The following is a 17,182-nucleotide window of genomic DNA, read 5'->3' on the forward strand; positions in this document are numbered from 1 at the left end:
ATCCGACCGGACTCCTCCCGCCCGTCACGCGCCTCTCTCAGCCCTTGTCGGCCTCTCTCGCCGAGCGCTCCAGGCGGGCGTGGTACTCCTTCCACCAGGCCGGGTCCTGCGACGGCAGGTCGGACTTGCCCTGGAGCAGGCCGGCGGAGCCGTCGATGAGTTCGCGGACGATGTCGGCGTGGCCGGCGTGCCGCTGGGTGTCGGAGAGCACCCGGACCACGATGTGATGGAGGGTCACCTCACGCCGCTCCTCCGGCCACCAGGGGACGTGGCCGATCGCGTCGAGCTCCAGCGTCTCGATGGTGTGGTTGGCGTGCTCCCACGCCGTGCGGTACAGCCCGACGATGTCCTCGCGCGACTCGTCGGCGGTGGCCCACATGTCCGCGTTGGGTTCACTGTCCTGGGTGTACCACCAGGACGGCGGCTCCTCCGTGAAGTACGGTCTGCCGAACGAGTCGCCGAAGTAGGCCAGTTCCACGCCCGCGGCGTGCTTGATCAGCCCCAGCAGGTTCGTGCCCGTGGGGGTGAGGGGGCGCCGGATGTCGTACTCCGACAGGCCCTCCAGCTTCCACACCAGGGCGTCGCGGGCATCCTGCAGATAGCGGAGAAGGTCTGCCTTCGGGTTCGCTTCGGTCATGCCCCGAGTCTCCCACCCGGCACTGACAACGGCCGGGTGGGAGATCCGGCTCAGCCGCTGTGCACACCCACCTCGTACAGGGAGTAGCCCCAGCCCGTTGCGCGCTGGACGCCGTGGACGCGGACGTAGCGCGCGGGTGTGCCGGTGAAGCGGACCGTGTCCAGGCCGCCGTCTCCGGTGGTGGTGGACCAGGCGGTGTGCCAGGTCGTGCCGTCGGTGGAGAGCTCGATGCGGTACGCCTTGGCGTACGCGCGCTCCCAGTCGAGCGTGACGCGGCCGACCAGGTGGGTGGAGCCCAGGTCGGCCTGCCACCACTGGTCGTCGTTCCAGTCGCTGGCCCAGCGGGTGCCGGTGTCGCCGTCGACGGCGCGGCCCGGCGCGTAGCTGGTGAACGGGTTCCACTCCGCCGAACTGGCCGTCGTCGCCGCGCCCTTGGCGAGGTCGACGCCCGCCTGGTGCTGTTCGGTGGCGGCCCAGGTGCCGAGGTAGGACTCGGCGCCGCGCAGGAGGTCGTCCACGACGTCCTGGCCGCCGACGAGCCGGATGTCCTCGATCCAGTCGGGGATCATGCCGACGTGGGCGGCGCCGTCGGTGTTGATGTCGAAGGTGCGCCGGCCGACGGTCTGCCGGTCGATGACCGAGCCCCCGTCGACGCTCTTGAAGGGGTACGTCACCTTGTTCGGGGCGTCCGCGCCGCGCGGGCCGGGGTGGGAGCCGACGCCGTTGAAGTCGGTGCCGAAGCCGTAGCCGACGTGGTACTTGTCGCGCAGGGCGTCGGTGCGCTTCGCCTCCGCGGCGAACCCTTCCGAGCCGTGCATGTACTGGGCGACGAAGCCGCCGAGGGCGTAGACCCGCTCGGTCCAGTTCAGGTCCATCCAGCTGTGCGAGGAGAGCACGCCCGGGTAGTCCGCGGATTCGAAGATGTCGAGCACCCGGCCGACGGCCTTGACGCTCATGTGGTCGATCTCCAGCATCATCTTGCGTTTCATCATGCCGCGCACGGCGTACTCGCCGAGCTCGGTGAGCCCGCGCTTGTTGCACTGGGCGTCCGCGGCGTACGACGGTACGGCCACGCCGGCGGGCAGGTCGGCCTCCGCCGTGGACGCGGCCGTGCCGATGGGGTTGTCGTGCTGCGGTCCGGTGCACTTCTCGGTCTGCCAGAAGGTGCCGGTGGACAGGAACTGCCCCACGTTGATGGCGGTGCCGAGGCCGCCCTCGTCGAAGCGGACGCCGCACAGCGCGTTGTCGAACTTGTGGCACAGGAACATGGAGCGCACGCCGAGCGCGTACAGCTCGTCCAGTCCCTTGTCGATGTCCGCCTTGCTGCACTGGCCGATGTCCAGGATCTGCTTGCAGCCGAAGGGTTCGGACGTCTCGACGCCGAGGATCACCGCGAGCTTGCCCTGTTCGATGACCTTGCGGGCCTGCGCGCTGTCGGTGACGATACGGAACCAGCCCTTGCCGGGGCCGCCGTACATCGTGTCGATGTACGCCTGGAGGTCGTAGGTGAGTCCGGCCTGGAGCCGGATCGAGGTCATCTCGTCGCAGCTGCGGTCCTTGAAGAAGTAGACCGAGCAGATCACGCCGTTGGTGACCAGGTCGTTGACGAGGACGCGCTGCCCGCCGCGCCAGGCGCGCTCCACCCAGGCGTAGTAGTTCGCCTGGTGGGTCATCGAGTCGTACGCCGGCCAGTCCTTGAAGGTGGGCCAGCCGACCGGGTCGTGCCGGCCGTCGCCGCCGTGGGTGATGTAGTCGAAGACGGCGAGCGTGCCGTCGGGGTAGTGCTCGGGACAGTCCTTCAGGGCGTCGGCGACGCCCGCGGGGGAGAAGACCTTGCCGCAGATCAGCCGCCCGCCGAAGGCCTCGTTGGAGAAGAGGTGGTTGTGCGCGTCGACGAGCCCGCGCACGTGGCCGGCGGAGTCGGTGCCCGTGAACGGCTCGCCGGTGACGTCGATCTGCGAGTCCGGCGCGGGCCGCGCGGTGGGGGTCCACCAGTCGGTTCCGGCCGCCGAGCTGGGCGCCGGCCCCAGGGCCATGGCCAGGACGAACAGCAGCAGTGACACCACGGTCAGGTGTCTGCGTCGGCGGTACGGGCGTCGTGCCATGGCCACTCCCCACGTCCAGCGGGCGACCGGCCGGCGATGAGCCCACCACCCGGCACGTCCGATTGTCATGACCAGCGAAAGTTACCGAGGAGTTAAGCCGCAGGGGCCCGCACCGTCAAGAGCCGTGCCCCGCCCGCGCGTTCACCGCCCGCCGGACGACCCCGGCCGTCTGTGGAACACCGGTGGCGGACGGTATGCAACCGAACTGGCCGAAAACATGTCTCTGTCCGCGTGGCCCGCCGGCTCCCCGCGACGAGAGCGGCGCACACGCCACGGCAGGGGGACGGCGATGAACGCATGGACGGTACCGGGCTACTCCGAGTCGCTCGAGCTCGGCAGCGGAGCCAGCGGCCGCGTGGTACGGGCCGTGCACGAGGAGACCGGTGTGCCGGTCGCCGTGAAGTACCTCAGCGAGGCCCTGCGCACCCGGGCGGACTTCCTGCACGGCTTCCGCGCCGAGGCCGAACTGCTCGGCGGCCTGCAGAGCGCGCACGTGGCCGGTTTCTACGAGTACGTCGAAGGGGCCGAGGGCGCCGCCATCGTGATGGAGCTCGTCGACGGCGTCTCCCTGCGGGCCCTGTTGTCCAGACAGGGCCCGCTCTCCCCCGAGGCCGCGCTGACCGTGCTCAAGGGCTCACTGCTCGGCCTGGCCGACGCACACCGGGTGGGCGTGGTCCACCGGGACTACAAGCCGGAGAACGTCCTCGTCACCCCGCGGGGCCTGTCCAAGCTGGTCGACTTCGGCATCGCGGTGGACAGCGGCATCCGGGCCGGCGTCGCGGGCACCCCGGCCTACATGGCCCCGGAGCAGTGGACCGGCGCGCCCGCCTCCCCCGCCGGGGACGTGTACGCGGCCACCGCCACCTTCTTCGAGTGCCTCACGGGCCACAAGCCCTACGCGGGCCAGAACCTCGCCGAGCTGGCCTTGCAGCACCTGGAGCAGCCGGTCCCGGCCGGGGACGTGCCCGAGGCGGTACGGCCCCTGGTGCTGAGGGGGCTGGCCAAGACCGCGGACGAACGGCCCCTGGACGCGGCCGCCTTCGTCACCGACCTGGAGGCCGCCGCCGTAGGACGCTACGGGGACGCGTGGGAGGCGCGCGGGCGCCGTCGGCTGGCGGCGCTCGTGGCCCTCCTGCTGGTGCCGCACCCGACGGGCGACGCCCCGCCGCGGCCCGCCGCCGACACGGCGCGCACGGTGCTGGGCACGGGTTCCGGCCGGGGCCGGCTGCGCGCCTGGCGGCCCACCGTGCCCGGCCTCGCCGTGGCGGGTGTGGCCGTCCTGCTGGCGATCGTGCTGGCGCAGGGACTCGACCGGGGAGGCGCGGCGGAGGCCGGGCAGGCGGCCCAGGCACTCGCCACGACCAGTGCCACACCGACCGCCGGCCCCGATCCGGCCCCCGCCCCGTCGGCCACGACAGCGACCCCCTCCGCGTCGGAGTCCAGCGCCTCCCCCTCCCCGGAGGCGAGTTCCGCGACGCCCTCCGCCGCGCCCCCGACCGCCTCTCCGACGCCCACCGACACGCCCACCCCGTCGGACCCGCCGAGCCCGACGTCCGACCCCTCGCCCACGCCGTCGGCGCCCGCGGTCAAGGACGTCTCGGTGTCGGCCTTCCGCCAGACCGGCCCCGACACGGCCACCGCGACCGTCACCGTCACCACGGACGGCACCGGCCCGTTCTCCCTCACCCTGGGCTGGTTCGCGGGCAACACGGGAGGCCAGCCGGGCGACGCGGACGGCGCGACCACGTACCGGCGCAGCGGCGCCACCCAGTACACCGTCACCGTCGACCACACCTTCCGGGCGACGGGCTGTTACTGGACGGTCCAGGCGACGACGGGCCCGGCCTCCGCCGACGGCGGCGCGTCCCAGCAACTCCTCACCCGGCAATGCGAGATCCGATGACAGCGCCCGACGATCCCCTCACCGACGCCGACCGCGCCGAGTACAGCGCCACCGTGCTGGGCAGCCACTGGATCCAACGGCCCGAGCCGGACGCCACCCTGGTCGACTCCACGGCCGCGACGACCGTGCTGCGCTTCGGACCCGGTGTCACCCACCGCCTGCCCGCGCCCCTGCCCCCGGCCCGCTCCCCCCGCCGGCTGCGCCGCCACACGCTGCCCGTCCTCGTCCTGATCGCCGCCGCGCTGTTCCTGCTCTGGCGGCAGCACACCGCGTCCCCCGTCGCCGTGCGCGCGGTCACGGTGAGGGCCGAGCAGGGTGCGGCGGGCTGCGACCGGACCGTCGACCTCGTCGGCACCGTGCGGACCAACGGCCGTGACGGCACGCTGACGTACCGGTGGATCCGCAACGACGGCACCTCCTCCGCCGTACTGCGCACGACGCTCGCGCGGGGACAGCGGTCCGTACGGCTGCATCTGCTGTGGTCCTTCCAGGGGCGGGGGCACTACGCGGCCGCCGCGGAGCTGCGCGTGCTGTCCCCGGGCGTTCGGTCGGACGAGGTCCGCTTCGACTACACGTGTCCGTGAAGCCCTACGGATGCCGCTGCGTCCCTGCGGTCACTGCGGTCCCGGTGCGGGGCCGGAGCCGCCCTGGAGGCGTTCCAGGTCCGAGGCGCGGACCTGGATCACGACGACGGCGATCAGCGCGGCGAGCGCGGCGAACACCGCCGCCATGACGAAGGCCGCCGAGACACCGGCCGTGAGGATCTCGTCGGACCAGGGGTCCGGCACGGTCCCGGTGTGCTGGAAGTGCAGGCGCTGGGCCGGTGTCGCCTGGGAGAGGAAGTCCGGGATCTGCCGGTCGGCCTCGTTGCCGGTGGCCGTGCCGAAGACGGTGACGAGGATGGACAGGCCGAGGGAACCGCCCACCTGCTGGGTCGCGTTCAGCAGGGCCGAGGCCGCGCCGGACTCCTGGGTCTCCACGTTCGACAGCGCCATCAGGGTCAGGGAGACGAACTCGAAGCCCATCCCGAGGCTGAACACCAGCAGCGGGCCGAGGATGCTGCCCGCGTACGTCGAGTGGATGTCCGTCAGGGTCAGCCAGGCGAGGCCGCCCGCCGCGAGGATCGCGCCGATCACCATGAAGGGCTTCGGGCCGAACCGTGGCAGGAACCGGGAGGCCAGGCCCGCGCCGAAGGCGATCACCGCGCTCACCGGGAGGAACGCGAGCCCCGCCTCCAGGGGGCTGAAGCCCAGCACGTCCTGCACGAACAGGGTCAGGAAGAAGAACATCCCGAAGATCGCGGCGGCCAGACACAGCATGATCGCGTAGGTGCCCGCGCGATTGCGGTCCGCGAACATGTGCAGCGGGGTGATCGGCTGCCGCGAGCGCCGCTCGATCAGGACGAACACGCTCAGCACGATCACGGCGCCGCCGAACGCGGCCAGCGTCAGCGCGTCGCGCCAGCCCTCCTGGGCGGCCCGGATGAAGCCGTACACCAGCAGCACCATGCCCGCCGTGGAGGTCAGCGCTCCGGCGAGGTCGAAGTGGCCCGCGTGGCGTTCGGACTCCCGGATCCAGCGGGGAGCCGCCAGGGCGATCAGCAGGCCGATCGGGACGTTGACGAAGAACACCCAGCGCCAGTTCAGCCACTCCACGAGCATGCCGCCGGCGAGCAGACCGATCGCGCCGCCGCCCGCGGAGACCGCCGCGAACACCCCGAAGGCGCGGTTGCGTTCGGGCCCCTCCCGGAACGTCGTGCTGATCAGGGCCAGCGCGGTCGGCGAGGCGATGGCGCCGCCGACGCCCTGCAGGGCCCGGGCGCCGAGGAGCTGTCCGGGGCCCTGGGCGAGCCCGCCCAGCAGCGACGCCAGCACGAACAGCAGCACACCCACGATGAACATGCGCCGCCGGCCGAGGATGTCGCCGGTCCTGCCGCCGAGCAGCAGCAGACCGCCGAAGGTGAGGGTGTAGGCGTTCACGACCCAGGACAGGCTGGTCGTGGAGAAGTCCAGGGCGCTCTGGATGTGCGGCAGCGCGATGTTCACGATGGTGATGTCGAGGACCACCATCAGCTGGCACGAGGCGATCACGAGCAGTGCCATCACGCTTCCGCCACCGCCGGTCTCGGGGGCGGTGGACGCGGTCGCGGAGGTCGGTCGCGGGCTGCTGCTCATGGTGATGCCAGGGCCCCGGGGAAGGGTCAGGGAACGGCAGTGTTCACTGCCGGGGCCACCGTTAGACCGTACGCCCGCCCCCGGAGTGCCACCACTCGGGCCGGGAATCCGCCCGTCACCGCTGTGGCGGCTCGTCGGGGCCCCGGTCGGTGGCGGTTTCCCGGCCCGGCGGGGCCTCCCCGGCCGTGAGGTGTTCGAGGACCTCTACGAGTTCCTGGCACGCCTGTTCCACCGAGCGGCGGGTGTTGCGCTGTTCGGTGATCACCGCGGACAGGAGCAGGGCGGTCAGCGCCATGGCCCCGTTGAAGGCCTGGAGCTTCATCATCACCTCGACGCGGCTGAGGTGGTCGAAGGGCCCGCTCCTGTCGGTCGCGGCGATCGTGGCCATGACCGAGGCGAACAGGGCGCACAGCATGGTGCCGGCGAGCTGGAAGCGCAGGGCCGCCCAGATGAGCAGCGGGTAGACGAGGAACAGCAGGCTGACCCGGCTGTGCGAGGCCAGCGGCACCAGGACGCAGGCGCTGGCGATGAGGGCGAGGGCCTCCGGCCAGCGCCAGCGTGAGGGGTGCGGGGGCCAGCGCGTGCGCTGCAGCAGGAGGAGCAGCGGGGTGACGATCAGGACGCCCATCGCGTCGCCCACCCACCAGGCCAGCCACACCGGCCAGAAGTCGCCGGCGTTGAGCTTGCCGGTCAGGACGAGCAGGCCGACGCCGGTCGACGCGCTGATCAGCATCGCCGTCAGCGCGCCGAGGAAGACCAGGGCGAGGCCGTCCTTGAGGCGGCTGAGGTCGGTGCGGAAGCCGACGCGGCGCAGCATGAGGTACGCGCAGACCGGGGCGGCGGTGTTGCCGAAGAGGGTGCCGATGACGGTCGGTTTGAGCAGGGTGGTGATCGACAGGATGACCAGGAGGACCCCGAGGGCGATGCCGAGCCAGCAGCGCAGGCCGAGGATCAGCAGCGCGGCGACCGCGACGCCGGTGGGCGGCCAGATGGGCGTGAACACGGCGCCCTCGACGACCAGCTGCCGCATGAGGCCGAGCCGGCCTGCCGCGTAGTAGCAGCCGGCCACGGCCAGCGTCTGGATGAGGAAGACGGCCGGTCGGCGCAGATCCCGGGTAGCCACCACAGCAGCCATCAGACACCGACCCGCGCGCGACGGCGAGGCGAGAGCCCACGAAGGCTGAACGCGCAGGCCCCCCGGGGTGTGCCGGCACCGCCTGGCTCCCGCCAGGCTTCGAAATGGTGTGGCCCCCGGGGTGTCAGGGACCGTCGTGATCCTGTCGGGGCTTCGGCTAGGGGTGGGGCTCGGGACCGTCGTGGCCGATGACCAGGACCGCCGCGTCGTCCTCGTGGCCCACGCGCTCGGCGCCCTTGATGACGGCGGCGGCCAGGGACTGCGTCTCCAGGCCCGCGACGGCGGCTATGCCCGCGAGGCGCACGACCTGGTCGAGGCCCTCCTCCAGTGTCATCGAGGGCCCCTCGACGACACCGTCGGTGAGAAGGACGAACACCCCGCCGGTGGTGAGCTGGAAGCGGGTCACCGGGTACTCCATGCCGGCCTGGATGCCGAGCGGCGGCCCCCCGACGTCGTCGGCGACGCCGGACTTGCCGTCGGCCGTGGCCCACACGCACGGTATGTGACCGGCCCGCGCGCTCTCCAGCACGCCGCTGTCCGGGTCGAGGCGCATGAAGGTGCAGGTGGCGAAGAGGTCGCTGCCCAGGGACAGCAGCAGGTCGTTGGTGCGGGTGAGCAGCTCCCCGGGGTCGACGCTGACGGAGGCGAGGGCGCGCAGACCGGCCCTGACCTGGCCCATGAAGGCCGCCGCCTCGATGTTGTGCCCCTGCACGTCGCCGATGGACACGCCGATCCCGCCGTCGGCGAGCGGAAAGGCGTCGTACCAGTCGCCGCCGACGTTGAGGCCGTGGCACGCGGGCGCGTACCGCACGGCGAGATGCAGGCGCGGAAGGACGGGCAGATCCCTGGGCAGCATGCCGCGCTGCAGGGCGATGGCGAGCTCGACCTGGGAGCGCTGCAGCTCCGCGCGTTCGCGCGCCTGGGCGGTCAGGGAGCCGAGTCTGGCCAGCAGCTCGTCACCGTCGTCCTCCAGGGGGCGCTTGCGGGGCATCGGTCACTCCGGCAGGATTTTCGGACAATTTCATCGCTTTAGCCCGAATTCATCTTCAGCTGATGATAGCCATAGGTCGCCGAGCCCCCGGCGGGCGCGCGACCTCCTTCCGCTGCGCCCCGCGCCCCCTCGGGCGCCGTTCACCGGCGGGCGGCCGTGGGCATGCTCGCTGCGGCGCCGACGCCGGGGCGCCGAGGGGGCCGGATCCGGACCAGGGGGGACGAACCGTGGGGTGGAGCACCGAGGAGTTCGGCGAGTCGCACGAGGGATACGCGGGGGCGGTCCTCGCGGACGGCAGCGAACCGAAATCCGTGTACCTGGACTTCGGCAGCGGCTCCGCCTGTGCGCTGGAGACCCGTGAGTGGTGGGCGTACAACGGCCACCTGGGCCGGCCGAGGGCGGCCGCGTTGCGTGCCGCCTGCGCGTGCGGCTGGCGCGGCGAGGCCCATCCGATCGACTGGGCGGGGCTGGGCGACGATCCGCTGTACGAACTCGACATCTCCGCCGCGCGCCGCGACTGGCGCGAGCACCTCCACGACGTGGAGCGCCGGACCGTGCCGCTGCCCACCGAACTGACCGACCTGATGGAGCAGTTGGAGAACCAGCTGTACCGGCTTGCCGACCAGGCGCCGGAGGCCGCGCTCAAGGCCGTGGCCGCACTGGAACGCCTGACCGCCGGCATCGCCCAGGAGGCGGCGTACGCGGTACAGGAGGACGAGCTGTCCTGGGAGGCGATCGGGAGGGCACTGGGCCTCACCCCGGAGCTGGCCCAGGCCCGGCTGACCACCTATCTCCTGCACCCTTGATGGGACGAACCGATCCATTCCCACCCGTATCCCTGCCGCCTGAAGAGCCAGAACAGGGGTGTGATTACATATGAGCGCCACCTAGCTCGAAAGATGGATCTGTGACTGTCAACGACGACTCGTTCACCAATTGGAAGCACCGCGAGGAAATCGCGGAGTCGATGATCCCGATCATCGGGAAGCTGCACCGCGAGCGGGACGTGACGGTCCTGTTGCACAGCCGCTCCCTGGTGAACAAGTCGGTGGTCAGCATCCTGAAGACCCACCGGTTCGCCCGGCAGATCGCCGGCGAGGAGCTCTCGGTCACCGAGACGATGCCCTTCCTCCAGGCGCTGACCACCCTCGACCTCGGCCCGTCCCAGATCGACATCGGCATGCTGGCCGCGACGTACAAGGCCGGCGACCAGGGCCTGTCCGTGGCGGAGTTCACCGCCCAGGCCGTCGCCGGCGCCACGGGCGGCAACAAGATCGAGCGCGGCGCCGGACGCGATGTCGTCCTGTACGGCTTCGGCCGCATCGGCCGGCTCGTCGCCCGGCTGCTGATCGAGAAGGCCGGGTCCGGCAACGGCCTGCGGCTGCGCGCCATCGTCGTGCGCGGCGGCGGCGAGGCGGACCTGGTCAAGCGGGCCTCGCTGCTGCGCCGCGACTCGATCCACGGCCAGTTCAACGGCACCATCACGGTGGACGAGGCGACCAGCACCATTGTCGCCAACGGCAACGCGATCAAGGTCATCTACGCCAACGACCCCTCCGAGGTCGACTACACGGCGTACGGCATCAACGACGCCATCCTGATCGACAACACGGGCAAGTGGCGGGACCGCGAGGGCCTGTCCCAGCACCTGCGTCCCGGCATCGACAAGGTCGTGCTGACCGCCCCGGGCAAGGGCGACGTCCCGAACATCGTGCACGGCGTCAACCACGACACGATCAAGCCGGACGAGCGGGTCCTGTCCTGCGCCTCCTGCACCACCAACGCGATCGTCCCGCCGCTGAAGGCCATGGACGACGAGTTCGGCGTCCTGCGCGGTCACGTGGAGACCGTGCACTCGTTCACGAACGACCAGAACCTGCTGGACAACTACCACAAGGCCGACCGCCGGGGCCGCTCCGCGCCGCTCAACATGGTGATCACCGAGACCGGTGCCGCCTCCGCCGTCGCCAAGGCGCTGCCGGACCTGAAGGCCCCGATCACCGGCAGCTCGATCCGCGTGCCCGTCCCGGACGTCTCGATCGCCATCCTGAGCCTGCGCCTGGGCCGCGAGACCACCCGCGAGGAGGTCCTCGACTACCTGCGCGACGTCTCGCTGCACTCGCCGCTGAAGCGCCAGATCGACTTCACCACCGCCCCCGACGCCGTCTCCATGGACTTCGTGGGCTCGCGCCACGCCTCGATCGTCGACGCCGGCGCCACCAAGGTCGACGGGGACAACGCGATCCTCTACCTCTGGTACGACAACGAGTTCGGCTACTCCTGCCAGGTCATCCGGGTCGTCCAGCACGTCTCGGGGGTCGAGTACCCGACCTTCCCGTCCCCGGCGGCCTGATCCCGAAGGAACGTTCCGTCGCCCCCGTTGAGTCGATCTCGCCGGGGGCGACGGCGTTTGCCGGGCAACCACCACGCGCAGCGGTGTCAGTGGCCCGCCCTAAGGTGACCGGCATGATCCAGTGGACGCAAAACCCCTACTCCGGGCACGAGGTGAACCTCGTCTTCGGCCGTGGCCTGCCCCTCGACGCACTCATCCAGGGCCTACGGGACCTGCGGCGGGAGCCGCTCGACCACGGCGAGGCGGAGGGATGGGCATGGGCGGTGCACGACATGGCCGGCTGGGAGGAAGAGGACGAGGGGGGCGAGGACTACGACTACGACATCGACTACCGGCGACTGTGCCCCGACGGCGCGGAGGTGGTCGTGTTCGTGACCGAGCCGTGCAGCGCCAAGGCACACGCGCCCACCTTCTCGTACTACCGGGACGGGCGGGTGACGCTCCACTTCAGCTTCGAGAACGTCGGGCAGCGGATGGGCGACAACCCCGACTACCTCTCCCCCGAACTGCTGGCCGCCAAGGCCATCGGCCCCGACGCCGAGTGCGCCTGGCGCGAGGAGGGGCACGACTGCTTCTCCCACCACGACGACGACGAGCGCCGGCTCGTGCGGACCATCGCCGGCTACTTCAACCTTCCGAGCCCGCCCCTGACTTCGGAGATGACGGCCCGATGAGCCTGCTCCCGCCCGATACGTTCGTCACCTTCTGCCGGGGCATGGATCTGCCCACGCTCACCCGGATCCTCGACGAAGTCGACCGGCCCGCGCTCACGTCCGGGACGTCCGACGAGTGGACGTGGGTCACCCACCCCGCGTACGCCGCTCCCGAGCGGCCGACGGCGGCGGAGTTCGCGGCCCAACTCACCGGCTTCCGCTACCGGGACCGGGTGCCCGATCCGGACCGCTTGGAGACCGTGTTCCTGGCCTCCACCCCGGCCTGCGCCTGTCCGCACGGGCAGAACTACCTGATACCGCACTGCGCCGAGCACCCCTTCCAGTTCCAGTACAGCCGGGGCGGGTTCGAGTCGATCTACTTCAACGTCGGGCGGAGGCGTGAGTCCCGGCGCGGCGGCGGAGCGGCCGATCTGCTGACCCGCGAGCTCCTGGAGGCGGGCATCGTCGGCCGCGACACGCCGGCCTATGACGCGGACCCCGACTTCAACGCGGACGGCGCCCTGACCCTGCGGATCATCGCGGACCACTTCCGGCTTCCGGCACCGCCGTTGAATCCCTGAGAGACAGTACTCGCGGGAGCTTGTGGGAGCGCTCCCATGGCTGAGATCATCCCCGTCATGGACCCAGCCCCCTTCGTACGGCCGTATCGAGCATCCGATCGTCCGGCCGTCGCCGAGATCTGTGTCAGAACGGCCCATCACGGTCAGGACTCCTCGTCGGTGTATCCCGACCGGGAGTTGATGCCGACGCTCTTCGCCTACCCGTACGTCGACCACGAGCCCGAGCTGGCGCGGGTGCTGGACGACGGCACCGGGCGGGCGGTGGGCTACATCCTCGGGACGGCCGACACGCCACGGTTCGTGGAGTGGTTCCGCGACCACTGGCTGCCCGCCGTCGCCGACCGGTATCCCGAACCCGCTGGGGATCCGGGCACGCCGACGGAGCAGATGATCGGGCTGCTGCACGATCCCGAACGCATGCTGCTGCCCGAACTGTCCGCCCTCCCCGCCCACTTGCACATCGACCTGCTGCCGCCGTGGCAGGGCCGGGGCTACGGGCGGGCGCTGATGTACGCCTTCCTCGACGCCCTGCGCGCGAGCGGGGTGCCGTCCGTGCATCTGTGCATGGCGCGGGCGAACACCGCGGCCAGGGCCTTCTACGACCGGCTGGGCTTCCAGGAGATCGACGTACCGGATCCGGGGGTGGTGTGGTACCTGGGCCGCTCGACGAGCCGGTGACCCACGCGACGGTCCTGCTCCCCGACTTCGGGGAACAGGACCGTTCTGTGCCGTGGGCAGGTCAGGCCGTGGCCAGCAGCGCGTCCAGGGCCGTCGCCGTGGCCGGATGGCGGGCCAGGAGCGGGGTGCCCCCCGCCGGGGCGGGCGCGGTCTGCCACGGGTCGTCGCAGCCCAGCAGGGCGGCGACGGCGTCGCAGCTGTCCGGGTAGGCGGCGAGCAGGGCGACGCCGTGGGGCGCCGAGGCGCTGATCGTCGCGGGTGCGGACTCCTGCCGGGCCCGGTCCAGCCACGGCGGGGTCCAGGCGTCCAGGGCCGGCAGCCGGCCCGGGAAGACGCGGCCGGCCTCCCGGATGAGCAGGGGCGCGAGCTCGGCCCCCTCGGCGCGCAGCGTGGTGATCAGGGTCGGCAGCCAGGGCAGCAGGACCCTGTCGGGCAGGCGGGCGAACGCGTTGGACACCGCCTCCACCACGAAGTCCGCCAGCGCGGGCACCGGTTCCAGGGCGTGCAGGAAGCCGCTGAGGTAGCGCGGGTAGGCGGGCACCACCAGCGGATTGCCGAGCAACTCGGCGCACCGCGTACTGAGTTCGGCCCGGGAGAGGGTGCCCAGATGGGTGCGGGCGGCCCACAGCAGGGCCGTCTTCGACGGGTCCTCGGGGTGTGACTGGGTGACGGCCAGCTCCAGTTGGGTGCGGTCGCAGCCGAGGGACAGCGCGAGGCTCTCCATCCCGAACAGGAAGCCCAGCATGGCGGCGACCTGGCGGACGGTCGCGTCGTCGTCGGTGAACGCCGTCGGCAGCAGGGTGCAGTAGTGGGCGTATCCGGTCTTCACGAACGACTCGATCCACCCCGGCAGGACCGGTTCGCTGGTGCGGTAGTACGCCAGCAGCCGCCGGACCCGGCGCAGCACCTCCGGGGCGCCGTCGACGGTGCGTTCGCGGGCGAGGACGTCCAGGGCGTGGGTGCCCAGTTCGTCGGCGAGGCGGCGGCTGCGCAGATAGAGGGTGGCGTCCTCGACGGCGGCGAGGACGGTGGCCGCGGTCGCCTGGGGGTCGTACGCGGTGCGGCGCAGGCGCTGTTCCAGGACCTGTTCCAGGGTGACGCCCTCGTAGCCGAGTTCGATGAGGGCGCGCTGATGGGTGCCGAGGGCGAGGTCCCAGGACTCCTGGATGGGGCGTTCGCCGAGCCGCCGCTCGCCCATGATGGGGCGGGCGGCGCCGTGGGGCAGGAGGCGGCGCAGCATCCACAGGACGTCGGAGCAGGCCGCCAGCTCCGGGTGGGCGGCGATGTCCAGCAGGGCCCGCTGGACGCCGCGTTGCTGGAGCCTCAGGTTCAGCGGTGCGAGCCGGTCGTGGACGTCGCGGGCGAGCGGCGGCAGCGCGTCGTAGCCGACCTGGCCGACGCGGTCGCCGCCCATCATGATCTCGACGATGCGGCGGACGTCCCGTCGGCCCGGTACGCCGTCCTTCTCGATGCAGGTGACGGCGGCGTCCTGGAAGTCGTACGGCGTCGGCTTGGCCCGGTCGCGCATCCCGGCGAGCAGGATCGACGTCTCGAACACGGCGATGGCGTCCGCGGTGGAGGCCAGATAGCCGTTGCGCCGGGCGGCCCGGACGACCTCCACCGACCAGCCGAGCAGTTCGGCCTCGTCGAGGCGGTCGACGACCGGGGGCCGCTGAAGGAATCCGAAGAGCCGGTCCGCGGGCTCGGTCGCCGGGGCGGGCGCCTGGGCCGGCACGGCCTTCTTGCGCGTCGTCTTCTTCGTGCCCGCCTGGCCTTCCAGCCGGAAGGGGCGTACGCCCGTGCGCTTGACGTTCTTGGCCCATTCGGTGGCCGCGATGGACACCGAACCGGGCGCCAGGCCGAACTGTGCCTCGATGGCCGCGTGGCTGGACGGAATGAGGCCGTGGCGCCACCGGGTGCCGCTCGGCGCACTGATGGTGAATGTGTCGGCGCCGTGCACGCCGAACTCCTCGACGCGGCTGGCCGCGTGGAAGGCGCCGCACACATACAGGCAGTCGGCGGGGTCGGTGCCGGTGGCGGCGAGATGCTCGCGCATCCTGGTCCACATGTAGCGCTCGCGGTCCTCGTCCACCCGCACGCGGTGCGCGTCGCCGGGCGCCAGGCGCCGGAACAGGCTGCCGATGAGCAGCATGACCTGGCGGTAGGTGTCGTGGTCGCTGTCGCCGAGCGGCACTTCGACGTACTGGTGCCACCACTCCGACCAGTGCCGGACCTTGCCGTGGCGCAGGAGGTGTTCCTCCAGTTCGGCGAAGCGGGGGCGCAGGTCGCCGATCTCCACGCCGACCGCGTCGCCGTGCAGCGCGGCCTCCTCCTCGCCGCTCGGGGCGTCGGGGTCGGCGGGCCGCTCCGCGCGGGTGTCCCATTGGAAGACGTGGTCGGAGGAGCGGTCGACGAGCACCAAGGCGACGCCGGGCGTGTCGAGGGCGTAGGCGATGGCCTGGTACTCGGCGGACGCCTCGGTGATCGGGGCGACCACGGAGAGCGGGGACCAGTCGGCGGGGAAGCCCTCGACCTCGCTGGCGAAGGCCTGCACGGCCACCGGGAGGCGGCAGTTGCGCAGCTCGGTCAGCAGCGGGGCCATGTCCTCGCACAGCTCCAGATAGACCACCTTGGGCTGTTTCTCGCGCAGGCGGCGGGCCATGGCGATCGCCGAGGCCGGTGAGTGGTGGCAGACCGGGAAGATCTCCAGGGGCTCGCCGACGGCCCGGTCGACGTCGTCGACGATGCCGCGCAGGATGCCCTCCAGGGCATCGGGTCCGTCGGCGAACGCGGTGGCGGCTTCCTGGAGTTGGGCGCGCAGTGCGCCGAACGTCGGCGTCCCGCTCATGACAGGGTCGCGATCGCGTCGCGGCCGCCTTCGAGGAACTCCGGCCAGGAGCCGCCCTCTTCCTTGCTGCGCGGCTCGACGACGCCGTGCAGGTACTTGTTGAGGATGGCCAGGTCCTCCGGTTCGCGCCGGGCGAGCGAGCCGACGAAGGAGGAGGCGAGGGTGTGCGCGGTGAGGGCGCGCTTGCCGAAGAAGTTGCTGTGCAGGATGGCGTCCTCCAGGACGCCGATCTGCTCGGCGGTGGACAGCGCGGACTCCAGCTTCTCGTCGTCGCTGCCGGCCGCGGCGGCGGAGGCCCGCAGGTCGGCGAAGCTCTGCAGCAGCACGTCCAGCAGGGTGGGTGGCACGTCCAGTTCGATCTGGTGACGGCGCAGGAGTTCCTCGGTGCGGAAGCGGACGATCTCCGCCTCGCTTTTCTTGTTCGTCACCACCGGGATACGGACGAAGTTGAAGCGGCGCTTGAGCGCGGACGAGAGGTCGTTGACGCCCCGGTCACGGCTGTTGGCGGTGGCGATGACGGAGAATCCCGGCTTGGCGAACACGATGTTGTCGCTGTCGAGTTCGGGGACGGAGATGTACTTCTCCGAGAGGATCGAGATCAGGGCGTCCTGGACGTCGCTGGTGGAGCGGGTGAGTTCCTCGAAGCGGCCGATCGCGCCGGTCTCCATGGCGGTCATGATCGGTGAGGGGATCATCGACTCGCGGGACTGGCCCTTGGCGATGACCATGGACACGTTCCACGAGTACTTGATGTGGTCCTCGGTGGTGCCGGCGGTGCCCTGCACGACGAGCGTGGAGTTGCGGCAGATCGCGGCGGACAGCAGCTCGGCGAGCCAGCTCTTGCCGGTGCCGGGGTCACCGATGAGGAGCAGGCCGCGGTCGGAGGCGAGGGTGACGATGGCGCGCTCGACGAAACTGCGGTCGCCGAACCACTTCTGGGCGATGTCCCGGTCGAGGCCGTCGGCGCGCTCGGAGCCGAGGACGAACAGGCGGACCATCTTCGGCGACAGCCGCCAGGAGAACGGCTTGGGGTTGTCGTCGATCGACTCCAGCCAGTCCAGCTCCTCCGCGTACTTGATCTCGGCGGGGGCGCGCAGCAGGTCGGACATGTGAGGGCCTTTCTG

At 71.5% G+C, this 17,182-nt stretch carries 14 protein-coding genes; 7 read left to right on the top strand and 7 right to left on the bottom strand.

Going from position 1 to position 17,182, the window contains the following annotated elements:
• Window positions 1-37 precede the first annotated feature (37 nt).
• Window positions 38-637, bottom strand: coding sequence for a DinB family protein (locus tag ACZ5NW_RS19970; protein WP_468745183.1), 600 nt, complete (start codon window positions 635-637; stop codon window positions 38-40).
• Window positions 638-687: 50 nt separating this feature from the next.
• Window positions 688-2,742 (bottom strand): galactose-binding domain-containing protein, encoded by a 2,055-nt coding sequence (locus tag ACZ5NW_RS19975; protein WP_468745184.1) that lies wholly within the window; start codon window positions 2,740-2,742, stop codon window positions 688-690.
• A gap of 289 nt (window positions 2,743-3,031) precedes the next feature.
• Here ACZ5NW_RS19975 and ACZ5NW_RS19980 point away from each other — a divergent pair, with 289 nt between their 5' ends.
• Window positions 3,032-4,645: a serine/threonine-protein kinase gene (locus ACZ5NW_RS19980; RefSeq protein WP_468745185.1), complete on the top strand. Its 1,614-nt coding sequence runs from the start codon at window positions 3,032-3,034 to the stop codon at window positions 4,643-4,645.
• Entirely contained in the window at window positions 4,642-5,229 is a 588-nt protein-coding gene (locus ACZ5NW_RS19985) for a hypothetical protein (RefSeq protein WP_468745186.1), read from the top strand. Before ACZ5NW_RS19980 ends, ACZ5NW_RS19985 begins: the two co-directional genes overlap by 4 nt.
• Window positions 5,230-5,259: 30 nt before the next feature.
• Here the strand turns inward: ACZ5NW_RS19985 and ACZ5NW_RS19990 are convergent, their stop codons facing one another.
• The 3 genes from ACZ5NW_RS19990 to ACZ5NW_RS20000 form a co-directional block, all read right to left on the bottom strand.
• Window positions 5,260-6,819, bottom strand: a complete 1,560-nt coding sequence (locus ACZ5NW_RS19990) for an MFS transporter (RefSeq protein ID WP_468745187.1) — start codon at window positions 6,817-6,819, stop codon at window positions 5,260-5,262.
• 115 nt (window positions 6,820-6,934) lie between these two features.
• A complete protein-coding gene (locus tag ACZ5NW_RS19995) occupies window positions 6,935-7,945 on the bottom strand; it encodes an MASE1 domain-containing protein (RefSeq protein WP_468745188.1) in 1,011 nt (336 codons plus the stop codon).
• A 166-nt stretch (window positions 7,946-8,111) separates the two neighbouring features.
• Window positions 8,112-8,945: a PP2C family protein-serine/threonine phosphatase gene (locus ACZ5NW_RS20000; RefSeq protein WP_468745189.1), complete on the bottom strand. Its 834-nt coding sequence runs from the start codon at window positions 8,943-8,945 to the stop codon at window positions 8,112-8,114.
• A gap of 227 nt (window positions 8,946-9,172) precedes the next feature.
• Between ACZ5NW_RS20000 and ACZ5NW_RS20005 the strand changes: the two genes are divergently transcribed.
• The 5 genes from ACZ5NW_RS20005 to ACZ5NW_RS20025 all read left to right on the top strand — a co-directional run bounded on the left by ACZ5NW_RS20005 (window position 9,173) and on the right by ACZ5NW_RS20025 (window position 13,210).
• Window positions 9,173-9,751, top strand: a complete 579-nt coding sequence (locus ACZ5NW_RS20005; RefSeq protein WP_468745190.1) for a hypothetical protein — start codon at window positions 9,173-9,175, stop codon at window positions 9,749-9,751.
• Window positions 9,752-9,852: 101 nt separating this feature from the next.
• A complete protein-coding gene (locus tag ACZ5NW_RS20010; protein WP_468745191.1) occupies window positions 9,853-11,298 on the top strand; it encodes a glyceraldehyde-3-phosphate dehydrogenase in 1,446 nt (481 codons plus the stop codon).
• A 113-nt stretch (window positions 11,299-11,411) separates the two neighbouring features.
• A complete protein-coding gene (locus ACZ5NW_RS20015; RefSeq protein WP_468745192.1) occupies window positions 11,412-11,972 on the top strand; it encodes a hypothetical protein in 561 nt (186 codons plus the stop codon).
• The gene (locus ACZ5NW_RS20020) at window positions 11,969-12,532 is read left to right on the top strand and encodes a hypothetical protein (protein ID WP_468745193.1); all 564 of its coding nucleotides are present in this window, start codon (window positions 11,969-11,971) and stop codon (window positions 12,530-12,532) included. The genes ACZ5NW_RS20015 and ACZ5NW_RS20020 overlap by 4 nt, the downstream gene beginning before the upstream one ends.
• Before the next feature lie 57 nt (window positions 12,533-12,589).
• Complete coding sequence (locus ACZ5NW_RS20025) at window positions 12,590-13,210, top strand: GNAT family N-acetyltransferase (protein ID WP_468745627.1); 621 nt, start codon at window positions 12,590-12,592, stop codon at window positions 13,208-13,210.
• Window positions 13,211-13,271: 61 nt separating this feature from the next.
• Here the strand turns inward: ACZ5NW_RS20025 and ACZ5NW_RS20030 are convergent, their stop codons facing one another.
• Complete coding sequence (locus ACZ5NW_RS20030; protein ID WP_468745194.1) at window positions 13,272-16,058, bottom strand: DUF5682 family protein; 2,787 nt, start codon at window positions 16,056-16,058, stop codon at window positions 13,272-13,274.
• Window positions 16,055-17,167 carry an ATP-binding protein gene (locus ACZ5NW_RS20035; protein WP_468745195.1) on the bottom strand — a complete coding sequence of 371 codons (1,113 nt, stop codon included), beginning with the start codon at window positions 17,165-17,167 and terminating at the stop codon, window positions 16,055-16,057. The genes ACZ5NW_RS20030 and ACZ5NW_RS20035 overlap by 4 nt, the downstream gene beginning before the upstream one ends.
• Between the last annotated feature and the right edge of the window lie 15 nt (window positions 17,168-17,182).

Source organism: Streptomyces sp. NPDC032126 (assembly GCF_055580085.1).